The organism is Phaeovulum sp. (assembly GCF_047638075.1).
Taxonomy (GTDB): Bacteria; Pseudomonadota; Alphaproteobacteria; order Rhodobacterales; family Rhodobacteraceae; genus UBA6197.
Genome location: NZ_JBLJBV010000014.1, coordinates 41,724 through 66,582, shown reverse-complemented (window position 1 = coordinate 66,582; position 24,859 = coordinate 41,724). Strand labels below are relative to the sequence as shown.

The 24,859-nt window shown below is 57.9% G+C and carries 23 protein-coding genes; 16 read left to right on the top strand and 7 right to left on the bottom strand.

Going from position 1 to position 24,859, the window contains the following annotated elements:
- Positions 1–12 precede the first annotated feature (12 nt).
- From nosZ to ACM62R_RS01790, 6 genes are read left to right on the top strand one after another with little or no spacing between them, the layout of a single operon-like run.
- Positions 13–1,929, top strand: coding sequence for a TAT-dependent nitrous-oxide reductase (gene nosZ, locus ACM62R_RS01815; protein WP_415182362.1), 1,917 nt, complete (start codon positions 13–15; stop codon positions 1,927–1,929).
- Positions 1,930–1,932: 3 nt separating this feature from the next.
- On the top strand, positions 1,933–3,207 hold the full coding sequence (locus ACM62R_RS01810; protein WP_415182361.1) for a nitrous oxide reductase family maturation protein NosD: 1,275 nt from the start codon (positions 1,933–1,935) through the stop codon (positions 3,205–3,207).
- Positions 3,200–4,096, top strand: a complete 897-nt coding sequence (locus ACM62R_RS01805; RefSeq protein ID WP_415182360.1) for an ABC transporter ATP-binding protein — start codon at positions 3,200–3,202, stop codon at positions 4,094–4,096. The genes ACM62R_RS01810 and ACM62R_RS01805 overlap by 8 nt, the downstream gene beginning before the upstream one ends.
- Positions 4,093–4,917 carry an ABC transporter permease gene (locus ACM62R_RS01800; RefSeq protein WP_415182359.1) on the top strand — a complete coding sequence of 275 codons (825 nt, stop codon included), beginning with the start codon at positions 4,093–4,095 and terminating at the stop codon, positions 4,915–4,917. The genes ACM62R_RS01805 and ACM62R_RS01800 overlap by 4 nt, the downstream gene beginning before the upstream one ends.
- Entirely contained in the window at positions 4,914–5,423 is a 510-nt protein-coding gene (locus tag ACM62R_RS01795; RefSeq protein ID WP_415182358.1) for a nitrous oxide reductase accessory protein NosL, read from the top strand. Before ACM62R_RS01800 ends, ACM62R_RS01795 begins: the two co-directional genes overlap by 4 nt.
- Positions 5,420–6,346, top strand: coding sequence for an FAD:protein FMN transferase (locus ACM62R_RS01790; RefSeq protein ID WP_415182357.1), 927 nt, complete (start codon positions 5,420–5,422; stop codon positions 6,344–6,346). Before ACM62R_RS01795 ends, ACM62R_RS01790 begins: the two co-directional genes overlap by 4 nt.
- A 145-nt stretch (positions 6,347–6,491) precedes the next feature.
- On the opposite strand, the gene ACM62R_RS01785 is transcribed toward ACM62R_RS01790, so the two are convergent.
- The gene (locus ACM62R_RS01785) at positions 6,492–6,995 is read right to left on the bottom strand and encodes a Dps family protein (protein WP_415182356.1); all 504 of its coding nucleotides are present in this window, start codon (positions 6,993–6,995) and stop codon (positions 6,492–6,494) included.
- Between the two features lie 197 nt (positions 6,996–7,192).
- Here ACM62R_RS01785 and ACM62R_RS01780 point away from each other — a divergent pair, with 197 nt between their 5' ends.
- Both ACM62R_RS01780 and ACM62R_RS01775 read left to right on the top strand, forming a co-directional pair.
- Positions 7,193–8,041 (top strand): PRC-barrel domain-containing protein, encoded by an 849-nt coding sequence (locus ACM62R_RS01780; protein ID WP_415182355.1) that lies wholly within the window; start codon positions 7,193–7,195, stop codon positions 8,039–8,041.
- An 83-nt stretch (positions 8,042–8,124) separates the two neighbouring features.
- Positions 8,125–8,370 (top strand): hypothetical protein, encoded by a 246-nt coding sequence (locus ACM62R_RS01775; protein ID WP_415182354.1) that lies wholly within the window; start codon positions 8,125–8,127, stop codon positions 8,368–8,370.
- 23 nt (positions 8,371–8,393) lie between these two features.
- Here the strand turns inward: ACM62R_RS01775 and ACM62R_RS01770 are convergent, their stop codons facing one another.
- Complete coding sequence (locus ACM62R_RS01770; RefSeq protein WP_415182353.1) at positions 8,394–9,938, bottom strand: sensor histidine kinase; 1,545 nt, start codon at positions 9,936–9,938, stop codon at positions 8,394–8,396.
- A 237-nt stretch (positions 9,939–10,175) separates the two neighbouring features.
- Between ACM62R_RS01770 and ACM62R_RS01765 the strand changes: the two genes are divergently transcribed.
- Complete coding sequence (locus ACM62R_RS01765; protein WP_415182352.1) at positions 10,176–10,454, top strand: hypothetical protein; 279 nt, start codon at positions 10,176–10,178, stop codon at positions 10,452–10,454.
- A 68-nt stretch (positions 10,455–10,522) separates the two neighbouring features.
- On the opposite strand, the gene ACM62R_RS01760 is transcribed toward ACM62R_RS01765, so the two are convergent.
- Positions 10,523–11,020, bottom strand: a complete 498-nt coding sequence (locus tag ACM62R_RS01760) for a hypothetical protein (protein ID WP_415182351.1) — start codon at positions 11,018–11,020, stop codon at positions 10,523–10,525.
- Between the two features lie 253 nt (positions 11,021–11,273).
- Here ACM62R_RS01760 and ACM62R_RS01755 point away from each other — a divergent pair, with 253 nt between their 5' ends.
- Positions 11,274–12,266, top strand: coding sequence for an MDR family oxidoreductase (locus ACM62R_RS01755; protein WP_415182350.1), 993 nt, complete (start codon positions 11,274–11,276; stop codon positions 12,264–12,266).
- Between the two features lie 185 nt (positions 12,267–12,451).
- On the opposite strand, the gene ACM62R_RS01750 is transcribed toward ACM62R_RS01755, so the two are convergent.
- Positions 12,452–13,618 (bottom strand): L-lactate dehydrogenase, encoded by a 1,167-nt coding sequence (locus ACM62R_RS01750; protein ID WP_415182349.1) that lies wholly within the window; start codon positions 13,616–13,618, stop codon positions 12,452–12,454.
- A gap of 21 nt (positions 13,619–13,639) precedes the next feature.
- Between ACM62R_RS01750 and ACM62R_RS01745 the strand changes: the two genes are divergently transcribed.
- From ACM62R_RS01745 to ACM62R_RS01720, 6 genes are all read left to right on the top strand, one after another.
- The gene (locus tag ACM62R_RS01745; protein ID WP_415182348.1) at positions 13,640–13,864 is read left to right on the top strand and encodes a hypothetical protein; all 225 of its coding nucleotides are present in this window, start codon (positions 13,640–13,642) and stop codon (positions 13,862–13,864) included.
- Positions 13,865–13,930: 66 nt separating this feature from the next.
- Complete coding sequence (locus ACM62R_RS01740) at positions 13,931–14,926, top strand: zinc-dependent alcohol dehydrogenase family protein (RefSeq protein WP_415182347.1); 996 nt, start codon at positions 13,931–13,933, stop codon at positions 14,924–14,926.
- 256 nt (positions 14,927–15,182) lie between these two features.
- Positions 15,183–16,154, top strand: coding sequence for a phosphatase PAP2 family protein (locus ACM62R_RS01735; RefSeq protein WP_415182346.1), 972 nt, complete (start codon positions 15,183–15,185; stop codon positions 16,152–16,154).
- 299 nt (positions 16,155–16,453) lie between these two features.
- Positions 16,454–17,524, top strand: coding sequence for a cysteine synthase A (gene cysK, locus ACM62R_RS01730; protein WP_415182345.1), 1,071 nt, complete (start codon positions 16,454–16,456; stop codon positions 17,522–17,524).
- A 150-nt stretch (positions 17,525–17,674) separates the two neighbouring features.
- A complete protein-coding gene (locus tag ACM62R_RS01725; protein ID WP_415182344.1) occupies positions 17,675–20,872 on the top strand; it encodes a glycosyltransferase family 2 protein in 3,198 nt (1,065 codons plus the stop codon).
- A complete protein-coding gene (locus ACM62R_RS01720; protein WP_415182343.1) occupies positions 20,873–21,973 on the top strand; it encodes a glycosyltransferase family 2 protein in 1,101 nt (366 codons plus the stop codon).
- A 55-nt stretch (positions 21,974–22,028) separates the two neighbouring features.
- Here the strand turns inward: ACM62R_RS01720 and ACM62R_RS01715 are convergent, their stop codons facing one another.
- From ACM62R_RS01715 to ACM62R_RS01705, 3 genes are all read right to left on the bottom strand, one after another.
- Positions 22,029–22,916 (bottom strand): branched-chain amino acid ABC transporter permease, encoded by an 888-nt coding sequence (locus tag ACM62R_RS01715; protein WP_415182342.1) that lies wholly within the window; start codon positions 22,914–22,916, stop codon positions 22,029–22,031.
- Position 22,917: 1 nt separating this feature from the next.
- Positions 22,918–23,640 (bottom strand): ABC transporter ATP-binding protein, encoded by a 723-nt coding sequence (locus ACM62R_RS01710; RefSeq protein WP_415182341.1) that lies wholly within the window; start codon positions 23,638–23,640, stop codon positions 22,918–22,920.
- A 62-nt stretch (positions 23,641–23,702) separates the two neighbouring features.
- Complete coding sequence (locus ACM62R_RS01705; protein ID WP_415182340.1) at positions 23,703–24,854, bottom strand: ABC transporter substrate-binding protein; 1,152 nt, start codon at positions 24,852–24,854, stop codon at positions 23,703–23,705.
- Positions 24,855–24,859: the final 5 nt, after the last annotated feature.

Below are 24,859 nucleotides of genomic sequence, written 5' to 3'. Positions count from 1 at the left end.
AAGGAGAGAAAGATGACCGAAAAACAAGGGAAATCCGGGCTGACCCGCCGGGGAGTGTTGGGCGCTACCGCAACCGGTGCCGTTCTTGGAACCACAGGAATGGCTGCAAGCCTGTTTGCCGCCAAGGCCGCCAAGGCGCAGGGCACTACCCCAAAGTTTGAACTCGCGCCGGGCGAACTGGACGAATATTACGGCTTCTGGTCCTCGGGCCAGTGCGGCGAAATGCGGATTCTGGGCTTTCCGTCAATGCGCGAATTGATGCGTGTGCCGGTGTTCAACCGTTGTTCAGCCACCGGCTGGGGCCAGACGAACGAGAGCCTGAAGATCCTGACCGAGGGCCTGTTGCCGGAAACCAAAGAGTTTTTGGCAAAGAAAGGCATGAAAACCTACGATAACGGCGACCTGCACCACCCGCATATGTCGTTCACCGATGGCACCTATGATGGCCGTTATCTGTTCATGAATGACAAGGCCAACACCCGCGTTGCCCGTGTGCGTTGTGATGTGATGAAATGCGACAAGATCATCGAAATCCCGAACGCCAAGGCAATTCACGGTCTGCGTCCGCAGCGTTTCCCGCGCACAGGCTATGTCTTTGCCAATGGTGAGGATGAAACGCCGATCGTGAACGATGGCACCGTTCTGGATGATCCCAGCCAATATGTGAACTTCTTTACGGCGATTGATGGCGATGAAATGACCGTTTCCTGGCAGGTCATGGTCTCGGGCAATCTGGACAACACCGATTGTGACTATCAGGGCAAATATGTCTTTTCGACCTCCTACAACTCGGAAATGGGTATGAACCTGGCCGAGATGACAGAAAGCGAAATGGACCATGTCGTGGTCTTCAACATCAAAGAGATCGAGAAGGGTGTTGCATCGGGCGATGTTCAGATGCTCAAGGGTGTGCCGGTCATTGACGGGCGCAAAGAGAAGAACAAGAAATACACGCGCTACATCCCGATCCCCAACAGCCCGCATGGCTGTAATGCCTCACCTGACGGCAATTACATCGTGATCAACGGCAAACTGTCACCGACCTGCTCGGTAATTGATGTGCGCAAACTGGACGCCATCTTTGAAGAAGACGCCGACCCGCGCAGCTGTATCGTTGCGGAACCGCAACTGGGTCTTGGCCCGCTTCATACCGCGTTCGATGGTAAGGGGATGGCCTATACCACGCTGTTCATCGACAGCCAGATCGTGAAATGGGATATCGAAAAGGCAATCAGGGCCTACGCTGGCGAAGAGGTTGACCCGATCATCAGCAAGGTGGACGTGCATTATCAGCCCGGTCACAACCACACCACCATGGGCGAAACGAAAGAGGCCGATGGCAAGTGGCTGCTTTCGCTTAACAAGTTCTCCAAAGACCGCTTCTTGAATGTCGGCCCGCTGAAGCCCGAGAATGAACAGCTGATTGATATTTCAACCGATGACATGAAAGTGGTGCATGACGGCCCGACCTTTGCCGAACCGCATGACGTGGTATTGGTGCGTGCAGATATCGTGAACCCGGTCAATGTGTGGGACCGCAATGACCCGATGTTCGAGGAGGCGCGTAAACAAGCCGAGGCAGACGGTGTCGTGCTTGAGGATGGCCACGACGAGGTTATCCGCGATGGTAACAAGGTCAGGGTTTACATGTATTCCATTGCGCCGACCTTCAGCCTTGAAAAGTTCACCGTGAAACAGGGCGACGAGGTAACGATCTATATTACCAATATCGACGACGTCGACGACCTGACCCATGGTTTCACGCTAGGAAACCACGGCATTGCGATGGAAATTGCGCCCCAGGCCACGGCCTCGGTGACGTTCACCGCCGACCGACCGGGGGTCTATTGGTACTACTGCCAGTGGTTCTGCCATGCGCTGCATATGGAAATGCGTGGCCGGATGCTGGTGGAACCGGCAGGCGTCTGATCCTTGCGCAGGTTTTTAACCCTGATCTGTGTGTTGCTGCTGCCGTCCCTCGGGGCGGCAGCAGATATTGCGGTGTCGCCCGGCAAGGGCGGCATCACTTCGGCATTGGCCTTGGCCGAAGCGGGGGACCGGCTGATCCTGACCCCTGGCACCTATGAAGAAAACCTCGTGCTGGACCGTCCGGTCACGCTGATCGGCAATGGTGCCGTTCTGCAAGGCACCGGTGTGGGCAGCGTTATTACCGTGACCGGGCCGGATGTTGTGGTAGAGGGGCTGATCATTCAGGGCTCTGGCTCATCGCATGAATCTATCGACTCGGGCGTGCAGCTGACCAAAACCGCCAAGCGTCCCATTGTCCGGGGAAATACCCTGCTGGGCAATCTGTACGGCGTCGACATTCACGGCGCGCATGACGCGCTGGTGGTTGGCAATATGATCCGCGGCCGACAAGATCATCGGATGAACAGCCGGGGCAATGGTGTCTATGTCTGGAACGCGCCCGGTGCAGTGGTTGCGGACAATGACATCATGTGGGGCCGCGACGGCATTTTTGTGAACACGTCAAAGAACAACATCTTCCGCGACAACACTTTCCGCGATCTGCGGTTTGCGGTGCATTACATGTATGCCAACCGCTCGGAAGTGACGGGCAATGTGTCACTGGGCAATGATCTTGGCTATGCGATCATGTTCTCTGACCGGGTCAAGCTGAACGGCAATGTGTCGGTGAACGATAAAGAGCATGGCTTGATGCTGAACTACGCCACCAATTCCCAGGTCGTCGGAAATCTGGTGCGAGACGGCAAGAACCTTTGCCTGTTCATGTACAACGCGCAGAAAAATCTGGTGCAGGGCAATCGGTTCGAGGGCTGCCAGATCGGCATTCACTTTACCGCCGGGTCTGAACGCAATCAGGTCACCGAAAACGCCTTTATCGGCAACCGCACACAGGTAAAATATGTGTCGACGCAGTGGGTGGAATGGTCTGCCAACGGCATTGGCAATTATTGGAGCGATTTTGCCGCCTATGACCTGAACGGTGACGGGCTGGCCGATATGCCCTATCGCCCCAATGACAGTATGGACCATATCCTGTGGTCGCAACCGGCGGCGAAATTGCTTTTGGGTTCGCCCGCCGTGCAGTTGGTGAAATGGTCGCAATCGGCTTTTCCGGCACTATTGCCCGGTGGGGTGATTGATAGCCACCCGATGATGCGCCCGGTGGAAATTGCGGTGCCTGAAGTAGCGCCGCCAGAAAAGAGTGCAGACCTTGGATAATATCTTGCGGATTGACGGTTTGGGAAAGCGTCGGGGGGGGCGCCTTGTTCTGGATGACGTCTCGTTGGCCCTGCGGCCCGGTGAGCGGGTGGCGCTGTTGGGCCACAACGGTGCCGGCAAATCGACGCTGATGAAGCTTGTTCTGGGGCTGATACGGCCGGGCACCGGTAGTATTACAGTGGCTGGGGCCGCACCGGGCAGTCTGGTTGCCCGCCGTGCCACCGCCTACCTGCCCGAGAATGTGGCGTTTCACCCGGCGCTGACCGGGTGCGAACAGCTGTCGCTATTTGCGCGGCTTGCGGGTGAACCGCTGGCCGGTGTCGCGCCGCTGCTCAAACGCGTTGGTCTGGCCGAGGCCGCTGACCGCCGCCTTGGCACCTATTCCAAGGGTATGCGCCAGCGTCTGGGCATGGCGCAGGTGCTGTTGGGCCGCCCCGGCGTCGCACTGCTGGACGAGCCCACTAGCGGGCTGGACCCGGCCTCGCGCCACGAGCTTTACACGATCATTGATGAAATGGCCGCCCAGGGCACAGCCCTGCTGATTGCGAGCCATGCCCTGACCGAGGTCGAGGCCCGCACCGACCGTATTGCCATCATGAAGCAGGGTCGGCTTCTGGCCGACGATACGCTGGCCAAGCTGTCGGCGCGCGCGGGCCTGCCGACGCGCATCCGCGTTACCGCAGCGCCGGGGATGTCGGCGCAACTGGTTACCGCGCTGGGTGGCACGCCGGTGAATGGCACCGCTGTCGATTTGGCGGTGGCTGCGGGTGACAAGATCGATCAGATGCGCCGGATCATCGCATTGGGTGACGCGGTCGCGGATTTTGAGATTACCCCCCCCGGCCTGGAAGACCTTTACCGCCATTATTCCGCACAGGTGTCGCAATGATCGCTCGGATATTTGCCATTGCCGGAACCGAATTCCGCATCGCACTGCGCAACCGCTGGGTTCTGGTGGCCACGGTCATCATGGTGCTGTTTGCGCTGGCGCTGACATTCGCGGGCAGCGCGCCGACGGGGGTTCTGGGGGTCGATATGCTGACCATCTCGGTCGCCTCGATGACCACGCTGGCGGTATACCTTGCGCCGCTTCTGGCGCTGATGATCGCCTTTGACGCTATCGCTGGCGAAGCCGAACGCGGCACGCTTGCGTTGACGCTGACCTATCCGGTGACCCGAGCCGAGATCCTCGCCGGCAAGTTTGCGGCACATCTGCTGGCGTTGTTACTGGCGATGGCGCTGGGGTTTGGCACGGCGGGGCTGGTCAGCGCGCTTTCCGGTGGGGCAAGCGTGCAAAGCCTGATCTCGCTGGGGCGGCTGATTGCGACGGCGGCGTTGTTGGGTGCGGTCTTTTTGGCGTTCGGCTATGCGCTGTCGGCGCTGGCGGGCAGTGCGGCGGCGGCGGCAGGGTTGGCCGCAGGTGTCTGGCTGGTGCTGGTGGTGCTGTTCGATTTGGGGCTTTTGGGCGCCTTGGTCGTGGATAATGGCGGAGTTTTCACCCAGCATGTGTTTCCGTGGCTGATGACGGCCAACCCCGCCGATGCCTTCAGGCTGTGGAACATTGGCGCCTCTGACGGAATCGCGATGGCGTCTGGCCTTGGCGGCGTCGCGGGTGGCTTGCCGGGCTGGGCCGCGCCATTGTCGCTGATCTTGTGGTTGCCGGTGGCGTTTTTGCTGGCGCGGCTTGCTTTTGGAAGGGTCGAACCATGAGAATGATCGCGCTTCTTGCGGCTGTGGCTGCCTGCCAGCCCGATACGGCGCCGCCGCCTGAACCGGTGACGATGACCGAAGATGCATTGGGCTATTTCTGCCAGATGAACATTGCCGATCACGGCGGGCCAAAGGGGCAGATTCACCTGAAAGGATTACCGCAACCGCTGTTCTTTCCGCAGGTGCGTGATTTGGTCGCCTACCTGAAGGGGCCCGAACGCGAGGCGGATATTACCGCAGTTTACGTTACCGACATGGGCGTTGCCCCTAGCTGGGCGTTTCCCGGAAACGATAACTGGACCTTAGCCGAAACTGCGGTATTTGTGGTGGATGCGGGGGTGCGCGGTGGTATGGGCGCCCCTGAAATCGTGCCTTTTGCAGATCGACAGGCCGCACAGGAATTTATCGCACGCTATGGCGGCACCCCGATGAGCCTGAATGAAATACCTGATGACGCGGCGCTTGGCCCCGTTGATCTGGATGCAGAATTGGAGGACCCGAAATGATCCCGATGCTCAACCGTCGCCGGTTTTTAACGATCAGCGCCGCTGCGCTTTGCTTGCCCTATGCCGCCCACGCTGCGGTGCCGGTGGCAGAATGGCACGGCACCGCACTAGGCGCGGGTGCTAGTTTGCGGCTGGTAGGTCAAACCCCTGCTGCTGCCGCGCCGGTTTTTGCGGCGATAGAGACAGAGCTGAAGCGGCTTGAGAATATCTTCAGCCTGCATCGTGCCGGTTCTGAGCTATCGAAACTGAACCGTACCGGGCAACTGGCGGACCCTTCTGCTGAGATGCTGGAATTGCTGACCCTGGCAGGGGCCGTGCATCAGGCGACGAATGGCGCGTTTGATCCGACGGTGCAGCCGTTGTGGCAGCTATGGGCCGAAGGGCTGGGACAGTCGCCAGAGCTTGCCGAACTGACGCAAGCACGCGCACTGATCGGTTGGGATGATGTGCGGATTTCCTCGGACGCGATCCGCTTTGCGCGCCCCGGCATGGCGATGACGCTGAATGGTATCGCACAGGGCTATATTACCGACCGTGTGGCGGGCCTTTTACGCGCGAAAGGCTTTACCGATGTGCTGGTGGATATGGGCGAGATAGCGGCTTTGGGTCAGCGCCCGGATGGCGGCAATTGGGAGGCTGGCATTGCCACCCCAGAAGGGCAAATCGTGCATCGCGTTCAATTGCGTGACCGGGCTTTGGCAACCTCTGCACCGCTTGGTACGGTTTTGGATGTTGCGGGCAATGTGGGCCATATTCTGAATCCAAAAAACGGCCAGCCTGCTACTTTGCGGACACTGGTTTCTGTCTCGGCGGAACGTGCGGCACTGGCTGACGCGCTTTCGACCGCGTTTTGTTTGATGGACGATACCGCCATCGCCCAGGCGATGAGTATCTATCCCGAGGTGCGGCTGGAAGTTTCCTGAAAGCCTGACCCTAACACAAAAGGGCGCACCCAACACCTGTCGGGTGCGCCCTCGATTTCGGCATGAAGGTGAGAGACTTTACCGCTGAAACCTTCCTTTGAACCGCATGAAGCTGGCTATGGCTCCAAGGATCGCTGACCCAGCCTTATTTCGCCGTTGCGCGCAGCATCCACGCGGCGGTTTCGTGAAAACTTGATCGTGCGGTGATCAGATCGGCGGTAACCGGGTCGTTGCCCTCATCGGCTGTCTTGATCAGCCCGTGCAGGCGCTTGGCAACTGCGGCGTGATCCTGCGCCAGATCATCAACCATATGCTGCGCCGAGGGTGCGTCGGTTGGATCCTTGACGCATGACGCGGCGATGATGTCGTCAAGCCGCATCGGGGTCAATTGCCCCAACGCGCGAATACGTTCAGCAATAACATCGGCGGCCTCGAACATGTCTTGATACTGTTCTTCGGTCAGGTGATGGATTGAAAAGAACATCGGCCCTTCGACATTCCAATGATAGGCGTGAGTTTTGAATACCAGCCGATAGGTATCTGCCAGAGCAACCGACAGGCCCTTGGTAATCTCTGAAATGTTTTTGACACCCGTCTTTACGTCGTTGGCTTCGGGAATGACGTTCATGGCTTTGGTCGTCGTGTTCATCTCTTGACCCTTTCCTGCGTCGTTTGTGGCGCATTGAATTACGTCCGGCCGGGATGGCCTTGCATCCTCAACGCGCCCACCGGGGGGTTGGTTCCCATGTGAATTGCGCCCGGTTTCGGCCGGAACCGCAAGGCTGATGGCGCGTTGGTCTGTCAGTGCGCCAAGACTTGCGGCGCCCCTGAAGTAGGAGAAACACGATGAAAAATCTACTGATCACGACTGCCCTGATCGGGGCGTTTGCCACTTCGGCGAGTGCTCAAACCGCCGATGGTGTGACGATATTCCGCGATATGGCCGACCCGATGGAGCTGCATGCCTCTAGCTTCATTGGAACCCGCGTCTATGCCTCGGAGGCGGCCTATGAAGATACCGAGGCAAACGGTATGCAGGATGGTTGGGAAGACATCGGTGAAATCAATGATGTCATTTTAACCCGTGACGGTCAGGTTGCGGCTGTCTTGGTAGATATCGGCGGCTTCCTGGGGATCGGTGAACGTCAGGTGGCGGTCGATATGGGTGCGCTGCGCTTTGTGACGGATAGCGCAACGCCCGATGACCCGGATGATTATTTTCTGGTGATGACCGCGGCGCGTGCAAACTTGGAAGACGCCCCTGAATATCATTGGGATAGCGCTGCAACCAGTGTCGCCCCGCCTGATCCGGCGGCCGCTATCATAGACCCTGCCGCACCTGGGGAGGCCGCACCCGCAGTTGGTGCCACAGCGCCAGCACACGAAGTAACCGTGCGTGATGGCTATGTTGTGGCCGCACCCGAAATGCTGACGGTCGACAAGCTGACCGGGGCTGAGGTTTATGACAGCACAGATGCCCATATCGGAGAGGTTTCGACACTGGTCGTCAATACCGAAGGCGGGATGGACCACGCGGTTATCGACGTTGGTGGTTTTCTGGGGATTGGTGCCAAACCTGTGGCGCTCCCGCTCGATCAGATTGATATTTTGATGGAGGAAGACGGCTCTGATCTGCGCGTGTATGTGCCAATGACAAAAGAACAGCTAAAGGGCCTGCCAAAGTTTGAAGGCTAACCCCTTTTGGCCAGACCCTGCAGCGGGCGGCTCTGTTTCGCTGCGGGGTGTTGAGTCCGTAAATCTGCAAAAGGAGAAATCCGATGACACGCTTTCTACTGCTTTTTCCATTTGTGGCTGCGCTGGCAGCCTGCGAAACACCGGGGCAGAATGCCTTGGCGGGTGCGGCCATCGGTGCTGCCGTTGCCGATGATGATGATCGCCTTGCTGGTGCGGCGCTGGGCGGTGCGGCAGGGCTTGTCGCGGGTGAACTGGTTCGTCAGTCCAACACCGCGGGCAAATGTGTTTACCGCGACGCCAGAGGACGTGAATTCATCGCGGCTTGCTAAACCCCATGGGCCGCCGCCCCTTCTTAGGGTGCGGCGGCCTCTGTCTCGATTTCAGATGTGATCGGAAAGTCGACAGTGATCGCGACATGGCCGTGAGTGTCGGCGGATACTGTACCACCAAGTTGCTCTGTAAAAGCAGATATCAGTTTGGTGCCCATATTCATTGGCGTGGTTTCACTATCATAACCCGGCCCGTCATCTGTAATGGTCAAACGCAACATTCCATCGGCTATGGCGCCAAAAGATACCGCCAAATGCCCCCCATCGCGCCCGGTGAAGGCGTGTTTATACGCGTTCGAGACGATTTCATTGGTCAGTAACCCAAGCTGCATCGCCCGGTCGCCGTCCAGATCAACAGCCGCAATCTTTAGCATTACCTGTGCCTTGTTCCCATAGGAATGGCTGATCGTTTCAATCAGCCGCGTCAGATAGGGCTGCACATTTACCTTGTCAAACTGGTCCGACCCATACATCTGCTGATGCACGTCCGTCATGGCATTTATCCGGCCCATCAGCGCGGTTTTGTTGGCCGGCGGGATATCCTCAAGCCGGATTAATGAAATGACCGTTTGCAGGTTGTTTTTGACGCGGTGGTGAATCTCGCGTAGCAGATGGTCGCTTTTTTCATTAGCGCGAATAAGTTCGGCCTGCCGGACCTCATCTGTTTTCAACACCCTCAAAAGCCAGATTGATAGAAACCCGGCACTTAACGCGATAGGTAGAAAAATCAGCGATTCTGCGCGTAGCTGTTTCCAGAAATTGCTGAAAACCGTGGCCTCGTTCAGCCCCACGATCGCAATCAGCGGCCAGTCGTCCAGTGCCCAATAGCCAACCATGCGTTTGGTTCCATCAACGGGCGATCTTGCCTGGTACCAGCCGTTCGACGTGGATTTCAGGTGAAGGAACAGCTCGGATTGTGACAAGTCACGCGGCGCGATTGGCGGCGCGCGGGCGATCATCATCCCATCGGTCGCAATCAGCGCCAAAGTTGATCCCTTATCGACCCCCATCGCAGCTGACATTTCCGCAAGGGATTGCGCCGGGATGGCAATGGTTGCGGCGCCATGAAAAACACCGTCCTTTGAAAGTCGTCGGGCCAGAATTATGACTTGCTCACCGGAAAGCCGTTCAGTGACCACGGGAGAAATCGTCAACTCCATCCCATTTCTGATCTTGCGAAAATAGCTGCGGTCGCTGATGTCAATTATCGAAGGGTTCTCAAGGCTGCTGAAGGCCAACGTGCCTTGTGCATCATAGACCGAGTATTGATAGTCTGGGGGCAGGTCGCGCACCGCCTCACCGATGTCACGCACCGTTGCACCTGAGGCGATAGGCGCCCCGCGCAATGCGTCCTCCATTCGCCGCAATGCCTGTGCGCTGGCTTGCAAGACCCACGAATACTGCGTGGCAACCACATGTGCGGTGCGATGGGCCTGCACCTGCGCGGCGTTGCGTACCGACGTGAACTGTCCATAGGCCAACAGATAAACCAGCGCCGCCACGAACAAGATCAGAACCAACCCGCTGACGCGGATCACCTTGCTTGCGCGAAAGACTGTTTTGGCCATACCGGAGGCACTCCACCCATCGTCGTAACCAAGAAAACCACTGCCAGCAAACGATCTGGGCGATGTCATAAAAGGGTCTAACGCCGCAAGATACGGACCTTTGTCCCTGTAAGCTGCACAATAAATCAGTGTTCCGCAACAGTTCTTGTTCAGTTTGGGCGGGGATATGTCAGACTGTGGATTGGGCACAAAACCCGATGCAACATTTTGTGTTGATCCCGGAAAGTGAGGCAATACATGACTGTTTCAGTGGAAATTCTAGAGGGCAGGCTGTTTGCCCAGCGTCGTTTGCTGGTACGGCTTTTGGCAGAACTCGCGCCGGGTTTGGGGGGGCAAGCGTGGCTTGACCGTTTCATGCCAGACACCACCGGCGTCGCGGATGCGCAAGAAGACCCCGGCGCGGTCCCCGATCCGGCTTTTGCGGTCGAGGCCGCTGTCGCACAGGAACACCGGCTAATGGCCGCCGAAGTGCGACGCATCCTGGCCGGTTTGCCACAGGACCCTGCAAAGCCTTAGGGCTGTGTTGGTTCAAGCCGCGTTGGCGGGTGGCCCCGGCAGTTGCCCGCCGGGGTTGGTTCAATGGTTTAGTCAATCTTATCGGCAACCGCCTGGGCAAAGGCCTCTACCATCGAGTGGTAATAGAGCGGGCTGTCGATGGTCAGCAAAGTCGGGTCGGTGCCTTCGGGCAGGTAAATCACCGCCTGATCAAAGCTGACGGCCAGGTCAAACGCATCAAACGCGCTGTTATCGGTTTCCGAGGTAATCGCTACCTTGCCGACCAGTTTCGATTCCGCCAGGCCGTGAACCGCATCTAGCGTGGAGGCCAGTTCAACCTCGTCAATATCAACCGAGATTTTGGCGCCATCACTACCTTCGGGGGCAATTTTGTCGGTCAGGCGTGCAACGATCGCCTCTTTCAGGTCACCGGCAACCGTGGTCAGGTGTTCGGCGGCTTTCGGGTTCTGAATTGCGCTCATATCAAGGGATACGTCGACATCCTTGATCATCGTGTCCGCCATGGCAAGCGAGGCGGTTCCCAGAAGGGCGCAGGTTAGGGCGGGGGTAAGAAATCTGCGGATCATACCAAAAACTCCGTTCTTTGTGGTGGCTGCCAGTCAAGCGGCCTTACACATCAAACGCCGAAACCGGGTATGAGTTCCGTAAAGTGCTATCTTACGGCTAATCAGCGCCCCATTAAGCCTATCTCCGCGCCGCATCGTTCTGGACTGATTGGCAAGGCGCCGTCCTGCGCGCTAGACTTGGATGCAACCCCGCGCCGTTGCGGCAGTTCTCTGCCAGTTTCCTGCGCCTCATATCGAAATGACGGAGCTCTCCATGACCCAAGCCATTATCATCGAAAAGTCCGACGAGACCCAAACCGCCGCGTTGCGTGACATAGATCTGCCGCCCCTGGCAGAGGGTGAAGTGGCGGTGGATATTGCCTATTCCACGCTGAATTACAAAGATGCGCTGGCGCTGACCGGCGCGGCACCGGTTGTGCGCAGTTTTCCGATGGTGCCGGGGATTGATTTGGCCGGGGTCGTGCGCCACAGCCAGCACCCCGATTACGCGCCCGGCGACCGGGTTGTGCTGAATGGCTGGAGCGTGGGCGAGAAATATTGGGGTGGGCTGGCCACGCGCGCGCATCTGCGTGGCGAGTGGCTGGTGCCGCTGCCCGAGGGGGTTTCAATGCGTCAGGCGATGGCCATTGGCACAGCCGGCTACACGGCGATGCTTTGTGTGATGGCGCTTGAGGCTAATGGCGTGACGCCTGACAGCGGCGAAGTCGCGGTGACCGGGGCCTCGGGGGGTGTGGGTAGCGTGGCCGTCGCGCTGCTGGCTGCCGAGGGCTATTCAGTGGCCGCCGTCACAGGCCGCGAAAGCGAGGCGGCTTATCTAATGGCGCTCGGCGCTTCATCGATTGTGGCGCGCGAAGAGTTGACGGGTAAGCCGCGCGCTTTGAACAAGGAACGCTGGGCAGGTGCGATTGATGTGGTGGGCGGCACGGTGTTGGCGAACCTGATTTCGATGATGAAATATCGCGGCACGGTTGCGGCATGCGGCCTGGCAGGTGGGATGGATCTGCCCAGCTCGGTCGCGCCGTTCATTCTGCGCGGTGTAACGCTGGCCGGGGTAGATAGCGTGATGTGCCCACGTCCCCAACGGATCAAAGCATGGCAACGGCTGGCGCGTGATCTTGATATGGATAAGCTGGAATCAATGGTGGTCGAGGTGGCCCTGAAAGACGTGATCGCAACCGCCCCGAAATTCCTCAAAGGGCAAGTGCGTGGCCGGATCGTCGTGCCCGTCGCCCCTGAGCTTGCCTGACGGCACCGCAACGGTAACTGATCGGGGCTGATCAAGGATGATTTGACCTTGCGGCAATACCAGCCAAAGGAAGGCGCGGTTGGAAAAACCATTGTTGGCGATGCTATCCGATCCAGCATTGACGGGGAACATCGCTGGACGGCCAGGATACTTTGCGTGGTGGCCCGCTGATGGCGCGTCAGGTGTCAATCCATCCAGTCGCCCTCAAACCCCTTCGGGATCAGCAGGTTATGCCGCCCGAGGTTGTCAATTCCACGCTCTCCCACCAGCCCCATCGTGGTCAGCAGCTCTTTTTGGATCACCTCCAGCGCCTTTGTCACGCCCGCCTCGCCCATCGCGCCCAGACCATTGACATAAGCGCGCCCGATATAGGTGCCCCTGGCCCCCAAAGACAGCGCCTTCAACACGTCTTGCCCCGACCGGATACCGCTATCCATATGCACTTCGATCTGATCGCCCACCGCATCCAGTATGGCCGGTAGCGCCCGGATTGACGACAGCGCCCCGTCCAACTGCCGCCCGCCATGGTTGGACACGATGATCGCATCCGCCCCAACGGCCAGCGCCTTGCGGGCGTCGTCGGCATCCATGATGCCTTTCAAGATCACCTTGCCGCCCCACATTTCCTTGAACTTGGCAATCCGCGCCCAATCCAAGGACATATCAAACGCCTCTGCCGTCCATGTCGCAAGGTTCGTCGGGTCCGAAACCCCCTTGGCATGGCCCACGATATTGCCAAAGAACCGCCGCTTGGTTTGCAGCATCCCAAGGCCCCATTGCACCTTGGTCATCATATTGGCAATTGACGCGGGCGTCAGTTTCGGCGGCGTCGAAAGCCCGTTTTTCAGGTCCTTGTGCCGCTGCCCCAAGATCTGCAAATCCACGGTAATCACGATGGCCGAACATTTTGCCGCCCGCGCCCTTTCAAACAACCGCCGCATGAAATCATCGTCTTTCAGCGTGTAAACCTGAAACCAGAACGGCTTGGTCGTATGCTCTGCCACATCCTCAATCGAGCAAATGCTCATCGTGGACAGCGTAAACGGCACGCCAAACTTTTCGGCCGCTTTTGCCGCCAGAATCTCACCATCCGCGTGCTGCATCCCGGTCAAGCCAACGGGGGCCAGCGCGACCGGCATCGCCACCTTTTCGCCAATCATCCGGCCTTCGGTGCTACGCCCCGACATATCGACGGCAACCCTTTGGCGCAGTCGCAATTGCGCGAAATCAGATGAATTTTCCCGAAAGGTCTGTTCGGTATAGCTGCCGCTCTCTGCATAATCGTAAAACATCTTTGGCGTGCGGCGCTTGTGCAGGCGTTTCAGGTCATCAATGCAGGTGATCACGGGCATGGCAGTCTTCCCCTTTGGGTGATGCTTTTGCCTACCAACCCCGCACCGCCTGCGCAACTGCCTACGAAAAAGCGTGCGGCGCTGGCGGTAAGTTGGCAGCAGGCCGATTATCGCCTTGTCGTGCCGGGTCTATTTGATAACTTTACCCTGACCCGCCGAAAGACCCCCGGCCTGGTGGCGGCTTTGCTGATGGGGTGGATGTTCCCGGTCGGCGGAATTGCAACTTGTCACTATGATAAGTGTTGAATGTTATCCATAGCGCCCAGACGGACCAAAACCATCTTGCACTCATATCCTCAGGATTAAGGCTAAATGAAAGCTGTCGTTTTTACCGCAAAGAACACCGTGCAGTTCACCGATTTGCCGGACCCCAAGCCAGGCCCCGGTGAGGTTTTGGTCGAGGTCAAGGCAAGCGGGATTTGCCACACCGACTTTGAGGTGCTGAAGGACAATTACGGCACCGGCGCGTTTCCTGTTGTGCCCGGCCACGAGTATGCTGGCATCGTGGTCGAGGTCGGGTCTGGCGTAGCCAACGTCAAGACTGGTGACCGGGTCGCTGTTGATCCAAACCTGGAATGCGGGACGTGCCGTGCCTGCAAGCGTGGTTGGGCGCATCTTTGCGAAAATCTTGGGGCTTACGGCGTCACGACCCACGGCGGCTTTGCCGAGCGAAGCCTCGTCAAGGCCTCTGCCGTTCATTCCATCGGTGAGATGAGCTTTTTACAGGCAGCGCTGGCCGAACCGATGGGTTGTGTATTGAATGGTCTGGACGCGGTTTACGCCCCTTGGATGGAAGAGGCGCTGATTTTCGGTGCCGGTCCGATGGGGCTGTTGATGGGGCTGGCGTTGAAGGCGCAAGGCGTGGCAAAGGTCGCTTTCGTGGATCTTGCGCAAAGCAGGCTTGAGCTAGCGTCCAGCTTTGGCTTTGACCCGGTGGCGGCCGGATCCGATGCGCTCAGGGCATGGCACCGCCGGGCTGATTTAGCGGTTGAAGCCACCGGCGTTCCGGCCGTTGCCTCGCAGCTGACCAACTATATGGCGAATGGTGGCAAGGGTCTTTTCTTTGGTGTGTGCCCGTCGGATGCCAGGATCGACATCGCCCCGTTTGAGCTGTTCCGCAGGCAGTTGACACTCGCAGGCTCGCATTCGCTTAACCACAATATTCCAAGATCACTGGAGGTTATTGCAAGCCTCGGTTCTGAAATTGATCGGGCCGTATCGCATAGGCTGCCGCTTGAAGAGATATCCAAAATACTGGAAAGCAAGCCGCCTCGCGATAGCCTGAAAGTGCAGTGGCAGCGCGACTGACGGTGCAACCTGAAAAGAGTATGGGTGAAGCGATGACCGTCATCACTGAATTCTCGGGGCGCAGCTTGCAATGACGCAGATCGGAAGACATTCGATTAGGAAGTCCAAGCTCAAGCCTTCCGTCCTGCGGCGTTGAGGCAAGCGTCTACGCTTACCATTTTTCGTTATCGCCACAACAACTCCTTATTGCTACCATCTGCCTGACGAAATCTGTGCGTACCAAAGCGACAGCCCCCAATAACCGTTGGCCGCAAAAATGTATTTATGTCGCCTTTATATCTACGTCGTCCTTGCCGTTGCCATCATGGGAAATGTTGGTCTTGCCATTTTCAGCCGAGCGGAAATCGCTTATGTCAACTTGCAACCGCTTCCCGAGACTGGTGCGATGTTGGCGCTTATTTTATTCGCATTAAACAGATCAGTACCAAACTCTACTGCAAGACCGCTCATAATTGTTGTCATCTCGTTTCTCATAGAAGCATTTCTGCTGCTGATCCTTCTCGTCCTTGCGTTTCGGGTTGGGGATCACATTACAAAAATTGGAGCGCCGCCCTATGTAGATGACTGGCTGGCGGCGACAGACATGGCGCTAGGGATCAATTGGATCGGGTATTTTGAATGGATACACGCGCGACCCAATCTGCACCCGATGCTTAGGCTTTTTTATGACGAAGTTAACTGGGCCATAGCGGCTGTGGTCGTCTGTTTTGCTATACTGGGCCGTTTCGATCGGGTGCGCTTTTTCGTTGAGGCTTTTGTCATATGCGCGGGTCTATCCATCCTTTTTGGTGCCTTTCTGCCTGCGCGTGGGGCGCCAGATTTCTGGGTGTATGACGCTGGTCACTATTCAAACTTTGTATCACTTCCGGGTGTATTTTATCTCGATGCATTGGAATATGTTCGCCAACCCGGTCCGGTTGTTATCGGAAATGGCGCGCTGACGGGCCTGGTTACCTTTCCGTCGTTACATACTGCCATCGGCGTTTTGATCATTATTGCCTGCTGGCGGTCTTTGTTGGTGATACCTGCAGTTTTTTACAGTTCTATCATGATACCGGCGACCCCGGTCTGGGGTGGACATTATTTCAGCGATCTCATCGGCGGGACCATTATGGCGCTTGGGGTTGCGGCGGTTTTGATCCGGTCGCCAGCTTTCAGCCAAACGTTCGCCCGTCGCCAAAAGGGTCTTGCCATTCCAGTAGCACGAGGTTTTCGTCCTGTTGGGTAAGGGCCAAACAAATCCCGACCGTGGCCGGGCGGCAGATTTCCGCGATAAAACCAAGAGGTGTGACAAGCGGGCCTTATTGTCTCTGATCCGGCTCTGTCGAATTCGCGCGGATGATCCGCGAAGTGACACTGTTTTGTGGTCACCGGTCGCAATATCATGCCTTTCCTATCATGTTTCGCACGATCACGCACTGCTTTGAGGCGGGGTCGCAACCCAAACACGACGCTGACAAACCGGATATATCCGTGTTACGCTTTTGTTTTCACGCCATACGGCGAATTACACGAGGTGAACATAAGGTGACAGGCCCCAGAACAACCCATGGCCGCGGCCGGCTTTTCGATAGTGTTCTTGACACGGTCGGTGATACCCCCTGCATCCGGATCAACGCGCTCGCGCCCGACCATGTGCGCCTTTTTGTCAAGGTCGAAGCCTTCAACCCGGCGGGCTCGGTCAAGGATCGGCTTGCCCTGAATATGATCGAGGCGGCGGAACGCAGCGGTGCGCTAAAACCCGGTCAGACCGTAATTGAGGCGACCAGCGGCAACACCGGTATCGGGCTGGCCATGGTCTGCGCCCAAAAGGGCTATCCCCTGGTCATCACCATGGCGGAAAGTTTCTCGGTCGAGCGGCGCAAGCTGATGCGGATGCTGGGCGCACAGGTGGTGCTGACGCCGCGGGCTGATAAGGCGATGGGCATGTACCGAAAGGCGATCGAGCTGGCCGAACAAAACGGCTGGTTTCTGGCGCATCAATTTGAAACCGATGCCAATGCGCAAATCCATGAAACGACAACCGGGCGTGAAATCATCAGCGATTTCACAGGCGAACGGCTGGATTTCTTCGTGTCTGGCTATGGCACCGGTGGTACCGTGACCGGCGTGGCGCGCGTTCTGCGCCGTGAACGCCCAGAAACGCACATTGTTCTAAGCGAACCGCTGGAAGCCCAGCTTGTTGCGCGGGGCCACCCCCAAGAGCGCGCGTCAGACGGCACTGCCGCCAGCAGCCACCCCGATTTCGGGGCGCATGCCATTCAGGGCTGGACGCCCGATTTCATTCCGTTGGTTTTGCAAGAGGCTATCGATAACGGCTATTATGATGAGGTGCGCACCGTCAGTGGCGCCGATGCCATAAGATATGCGCGGGAACTGGCCCAGAAAGAAGGCATATTCACCGGTATTTCGGGTGGGGCCACCTTTGCAACCGCGCTTGAGGTTGCCGCAGAGGCAAAACCCGGTTCAGTCATTCTTTGCATGCTTCCTGATACCGGTGAACGGTATCTGAGCACGCCGCTGTTTGACGGTATCCCCGAAGACATGACCGAGGCTGAACAGGCCTTGTCGCGATCGACCCCCGGCTATCAGATGTAGTGGGTAGGTGCTGCTGCGGGTCAGGGTCACGTCCTGGCCCGGAAAGACGCGGCCGGTGGGGGGTAAGGGCCTTGATCAGACCGTAAGATTTGGCCATCTTATCGCCAAAATGGCAGTCCAATCTGGAAATGCCCGCAAAAAGGTGTGCCGATGACCGATCTGCCTATCATTGCCTCTCTTTGGATAGGGGGCAATCTGAGTTTCATTGAGCAGGTATGCCTGAAATCATTTGTCGACCACGGGCACCGCACACTGCTTTATACCTACGAAACCGTTGACAATGCGCCCCCAGGTGTTGAGGTCATGGACGCCAACACCATCTTTCCCGCGTCTGATTTCATTCGTCATGAAAAATCCGGCTCGCCTGCGGTCCACGCTGATGCCTTTCGCTACAAGATGATTGCGCTGCAAAATGTGATCTGGGTTGATGCAGATGTCCTTTGCGTGCAGCCTTGGACCTTTACGGATCAATGGGTGTTCGGTTGGGAAAAAACCGGCAAACTTGTGTGCAACGCGATCCTGGGCCTGCCACGGTTTTCGCGTACGCTTGCCCGCCTGAACGAATTTTGCCAGAACGAATATCCCATCCCCCCCTGGGCGGACAAAGACGAGCGTGCAACGCTAGAGGCGGCGGCGGCGGCAGGTGCGCCGACGCATGTTTCAGCGCTGAAATGGGGGGTCTGGGGTCCGTCGGCGCTAACCTATTTTCTGAATGAAACCGGCGAAATGGCCCATGCCATGCCACAAGAGGCGTTTTACCCCATTCCGTTCAAGAACCGGCGTGACCTGCTTATGCCCGATGACCGGATCGACCTGCAACTGGGCCCGGGGTGCTATGGCGTGCATTTGTGGAACCGGCGGCTTAATCGCAGGTTGCTGACACACCATAACGGCGTGCCACCTGACGGCAGTTATCTGGGCCGCGCGCTGCTGCGCCATGGCATAGACCCCAGCGCGGCCCCGATACCGGATCGCCCCCCAATGGACATCGAAACCACGCAAAAGACGCCGCGCGTGACCGATATTGCCGTGCCCCCGGTTCCAGATCAGGTGCTGAACAGGCTGGTGCAACAGCCCCCGTATCAACGTGCGATCGACAACCTTGAACTGCGCACGAATGATCTGGCCAATCGGTTGCCACCGATAAAGACACCGATTTCCAATGAAGAAATCCTGATCCTGACCTCAATGAAGAACGAGGCGCCCTTCATTCTGGAATGGATCGCGTATAACCTGGCTATCGGGGTGAGGCATTTTTTGGTCTACACCAATGACTGCACCGATAATACGAACGCGATCCTGGACCGGCTGGCCGATAGGGGGCTTGTCACACGCATTGATAACCCGTGGGATCCGGCATCGGGCAAAAAGCCACAACATGTCGCGTTGGAAAACGCAATGCAGCAGCCGGTATTTCAACGCGCTGACTGGGTGCTGACCATTGATATTGATGAATTCGTCAATATCCACGTGGGCGGCGGAACCTTTGCTGAACTGTTCGAGGCGGCGAATTACCCCAATGTCATCTCATTCACCTGGAAGTTTTTCGGCAATGGCGGGGTGAACACCTATGAAGACCGCCCCATCATGGCGCAATTCACCGCCTGCGCGCCAGAATTCATTCCCAAACCGCGCCTGGGCTGGGGCTTCAAGAGTATGGTGCACAAATCCGCGCCCTACAAAAAGATCGGTGTGCACCGACCCTTACACCTTAGTGATGAGGAAAAGCTGCCGCAGGTCCGATGGGTCAACGGATCAGGGCGCACCATGCCTGCGGCTTTGCTGACGAATAACGGCTGGCGTTCTACCAAACGGTCCTTGGGCTATCGGCTGGCCACGCTGAACCATTATATCTTGAGATCGGCCGAAAGTTATCTGGTCAAGCGCGATCGTGGCCGCATCAATCATACCGAACAGGATCAGGGCATAGACTACTGGATGCGGCGCAACTACACCTCTGAAACGGATGGCCGCATGCATGCGCGTTTACCGATGATGCAGGCCAAGCTTGACCAGTTGATGGCGGACCCGCAGCTGGCAAAGCTGCATCAGGATGCGGTTATCTGGCACCGCCAGAAGATCGCGGCCCTCAAGGCAACCCCGGATTATGCCGCGCTATTTCAAAACATTACCGAAATTGCGCGCCCGGATGCAATCTATCTGACCAAACCCGAAGAAGAGGATATGGCGGCTGGCAATATTCAGGCCGATGTCCAGATCCCCGAACCCGAACAAGAAGACATGACACCGCAGCAGATTGCTGCAAAAACCGATTTTCTGCGCGAGATGCTGCAAGGCCGCGTGCGCCGACAAGACCTGCCTGCGCGCGAAAACCAACTGCGCATCGACACGGCCACTAAAACGGCAGACACCAACCGCAAGCCGCCTGCGGATGTCGTGCCTCGTATCAGCATTTCAGTTCCCAAGCCACCGGGGTCGGCGCTTTTACAGCCACGCGATGCACGGTTTGCAGATGCGCGCAGCCACACGGCCCAAAAGGGTGGCTTTTTCTGGGAGGGGCCTGAAAGCGCGTTGTTTTTTGAACCTTTCGGCAAACGGTTGATTGTCTCTTTCGACAACCTGTCGATTGTTCGCGGCGATGACCCGCGTTGGCCGTGGGGGTATCGTTTCCTGACCCAGACCATGGGCTACTCTATCCTGGGGGTGATGGCGAACGAGCGTAATTGGTTTCGCGACGGGTTTGTGCATGACAGTTTTGACGTGCTGCGCGACGCGGGTTTTTTTGACAAATTTGAGGATGTTGTCTTTTACGGAGCATCCATGGGCGGGTTTGCTGCGTTGACCTATGCGCGCGCGGCACCTGGCGCGCGGGTGCTGGCCATTGCACCGCAATCAACACTGGATCGCCGGATCATGCCCAACGAAGATCGCTGGGGTTGGACCGCACGTCTGGATTGGGATGACCGATACGCCGATGCGGCCGGCGCCACCGCAAACGCGCGCGAAGTGATCACCATACACGACCCCTATTTTGCCCCCGATCAGGCACAGATCGCGCGACTTTCGGGTGATAATCTGCGTAGGCTGCATATGCCCTTTTTTGGCCATCAGTTGCCAAACGCGCTGCTGCAAATGGGGATCTTGAAACCGATACTGGTGGATTTGTTCAACGGCACCCTGGATGACCGGCGGTTTTACTCCCTTTTGCGCGCACGCCGAAATTTACCGCGGTTTCAACACGATCTACTGATGAAAGCCGAAGAAAAGCAGCATCCGAAACTGGCGATCCAAGTTTGCGAGTATATCCTGAAAAGGCGTGACGCCACGAACGTCAGCCGATCATTGGACCGCATTCGCGCGTCTTTGGCCACAACAGGGGCGGCATAGATGGCACGCCGGCTGATCGTGACCTGCATGAAGAACGAAGGCCCCTTTATCCTGGAATGGGTGGCCCATCATCTGGCTATCGGGTTTGACCATTTTCTGGTCTTCACCAATGATTGCGATGATGGCACGGTCGAGCTTTTGGATGCGCTTGCCGCGCGTGGAATCGTGACGCGGATGGATAATCCATTTCAACAGATGGGCGATGGCTACAACCCGCAAAAAGGCGCGCTCAAATTTGCAGAAAGACTGGATCTGGTGCGTCAGGCTGAATGGGTTTTGGTGTCTGACGTGGATGAATTCGTCAATATCCACGCCGGAGACGGCACCTTGGATGCGCTTTTTGCCGCAACCAATGGCGCAAGCGTCATCTCCATGCAGTGGCGTCTGTTCGGGAATGGCTTTCACACCAAATATGAGGACGCATTACTGACAGAGCGGTATGCCCATTGCGCACCCAAATACTGCCCGACACCGATACAGGCGTGGGGTATCAAGACCCTGTTTCGCACCGATGGGCCGGGCGTAGCGGGCACCTATGACAAGATCGGGGTCCACCGCCCCCTGAAACGCAAGACAAAGACCATGCCGCATTGGGTCAATGGGTCCGGTCTTCAGCTATCGGAAGAATATGCCGATGAAGGGTGGCGTTTTGGCATCCGCGATCACGGCTACGATCTGGTAACGCTAAATCATTATGCCGTGCGCAATTGCGAAAGTTTCCTTGTGAAACGCGATCGCGGCCGCGTGAACCATGTCGATCGGGATCAGGGCTTTTCCTATTGGATGCGCATGAATTTCAACATGGAAACGGATAATTCGATCCGTCGGCGGTTACCGGATACGAAAAAGCAACTGACGCGGCTAAGGCGCCTGAAAGGGATCAGGGGGCTTCATGATGCCGCTGTTGCAGCCCATCGCGCCAAGATCGCCGCGCTGATGTGCCGCGATGATATGCGCGATTTCCATACCGAAATCGCATCGGAAAAGATGGCGGTCATTTCGCGGCATTTGAATCTTTTCAGCCGATCACAGCTAAGCGATGGGCCGGGGGCGGTGCCGGAAAACCTGATCTCATTCCTGAAACAGGTGCCGGTTCTATAGCAAACCGGTCTGGCGGCCCCGTTTGTGGCCCATTTTGCAAAACAATCCCAATCGATCAGAGTTTCAACACCGTCTGACGCGCCAAAAGCCCCTGTGGGCGAAACAGAAGAACGCCGATCACCAGCATGATCGCAAAGGCATCGCGGTAGGGTAACCAGGCATCGGGCAGCCACGCCTGAAGCATGACCTCGATGAAGCCCAAAAGAAAGCCGCCTGCGACCGCGCCGGTCAGACTGCCAAGGCCGCCGATGATCGCCGCGATGAAGGCCTTTAACACCGGCAAAAACCCCATGAGCGGATCAACCGATCCGCGCTGCGCCACCCACAAAAGCCCCGCGACCCCGGCAAGCAGACCCGAGATGGCGAAAGCGGTGGCAACCACCCCATTGGCGCGCAAGCCCATCAGACGAACAATCGCGAAATCCTCTGAAGCGGCGCGCATCGCGCGGCCGGCAACAGTGCGGTTCATGAAAAGCGTAAGCCCGATCAGCATCAGCGCGGTGACCGCAATAGAGATCGACTGGATGATGCCCAGATGCAATGGCCCGATGTTGATGACCCCCGATAGCGCAGCCGGCATCGGAACAGGCACCGGGCGCGCCGAGATGAAGTTCTGGAATAGCACCCGCAAAATTGCGCTGACGGCAAAGCTGGTCAGCAGCAGCGTCGTGCCGCTGGCGCCGCGCACCGGCCGAAAGGCCACCCGCTCCATCGCCATGGCTAGCACCACCGGCGTGGCAACGGCCAGCATGATCGCCAGCGGCAACGGCACAGAGGCAACCAGCGAAAACGCCATGACATAGCCTGCCACCGTCATCAGTTCGCCATGCGCAAAGTTGATAAGTCCGATGATCGAAAAAACGACCGCAAGGCCCAGCGCCAGCAACGCATAGGTGCCGCCAAGGCTGAGCGCATTCAGGATCTGCTGCAAGAAGATGTCCAATTCAAGCTCCCAGATAGGCGTCGCGGATTTCAGGCGAGGCGATAAGTTCGGCTGCCGTCCCGGCAATTTCGATAAGACCGTTCACCAGCACATAGCCCCGGTCGGCAATTTCCAGCGCCAGCGCGACGTTTTGTTCGACCAGCAGGATGGTCAGCCCGCGGTCGCGCAGGTCGGATATCAGCGCAAAGATCCGGTCGACGACCTGCGGTGCAAGGCCAAGTGATGGTTCGTCAAGTAGCAAAAGATCGGGCGAAGACATCAGCGCGCGGGCAATCGCCAGCATCTGCTGCTCTCCTCCCGACAGCGAGCCGGCCTTTTGGTGCAAACGCTCGGCTAGGATCGGAAACAGGTTCAGCATGTTGGCTTCGGTTTCAGATAGTGATCCACGCGCGGCGTGCTTGGCCCCGCCCAACAGCAGATGTTCGGCCACGGTCAGGGTTGGAAAGATGCGGCGACCTTCGGGAACCAGCGTCATTCCCTGGCGCACAATCATCTCTGTCGGCAGCGTGGCGATGTCGTGCCCCCGAAAGCCAAGGTGCCGTGCCTTGCGGGGGGCCATGCCCACCAGCGCGTTGAGGGTCGAGCTTTTGCCAGCGCCATTTGCGCCCAGCAGGGTGACGATCTCGCCTTTTGCGACGGTCAGGTCGATGCCGCGAACGGCCTCGACGGCGCCATAGCTGACGGTCAGGCCCGAAACGTCAAGAAGATGGGCAGGGCTGTTCATGATCGGTCCTTTTGGGCATGGAGGGGGCGGCCCCCGATCGACGGGGGCCGGGGCTTGCGCGATCAGGGGGCAGGAATATCGGCCGCGGCCGGCACACCCTGCGTGACCAGTTCGCGTTTGCCATCAACAATGCGCACCAACGCAACAGTGCGCAGCGGCATGCCCATGGTTCCAGCATAGCTGATTGCCCCGGTCACCCCTTCGATGTTGTCCAGACTGGCGATGGCATCGCGTATGGCCGTCGGGTCAAGGCTGTCGGCCTTGGTCACGGCAGCATCAATGACGGTGCCCAGATCGTAGCCGTTGGCGATATAGAGAGTGTTCGGCACTTCGCCGGTTTTTTCCTTGTACTTGGCGTTGAACGCGGCAAGCGGGCTACCCTCGGCGGCGAAACCGGCGGTCGAAAAGACGACGCCTTCGACCAGATCCCCCATCGCGAACGTGGTGGGGCTATCAATCCCGTCCGAGCCCAGAACCGGCGTTGTCACGCCCGTTCCGCGCAGTTGCCGGATAAAGGCGGGAAAATCGGGTTCATAGGCGGCTGTCATGATCACATCCGGCTTGGGGTCCATCGCCGCGATCTTGGTGACTTCCGCGCTGAAATCCTGCTGGCCCATCGCGAATGTGCCTTCGCCCAAAAGCGTGCCGCCCTTGGCGGTGAATGCCTGGCCGAAATATTCGGGCAGTTTCAGTGTATAGGCACTGTCGGGAGACATCAGGATATAGGCGGTCTTGTAGCCCTGATCCGTTGCGTAATCTGCCAGCATCGCGGCCTGAACGTTGTCGGCGGGATAGTTGCCAAACATGTAATCGCCCACCGCCAACGGCAGTGTCGGCGTCGTGGCGCAGAAGGAGAACGCCGGAATTCTAGCCTCTTGGGTGATCATTCCCGCCGCGATTGATGGGTCAGCGTCGCAGGGCGTGATGACAATTTGCACGCCCTCTTCGACCAGTTCCTGCGCAACCAACGCCGTTTGTGCGGCGTCTGACCGGGTATCTTTGGCAATCAGCTTGATGGGGAACTTGCCGGCGATGCCGCCGGCGGCATTGATCTCGTCCACCCGCATCTGAAAACCCGCAAGAGAGGGCTGATCATAAGGCGCCAGCACGCCGGTCTGTGCCGTGGCAAGGCCAATGGTCAAATCCTCGGCAAGCGCAGGGGCGGCAAGCGCGATGGCGAGCGCGGTGAAGGTAACGGTTTTTCCAAGTATCATTTTTC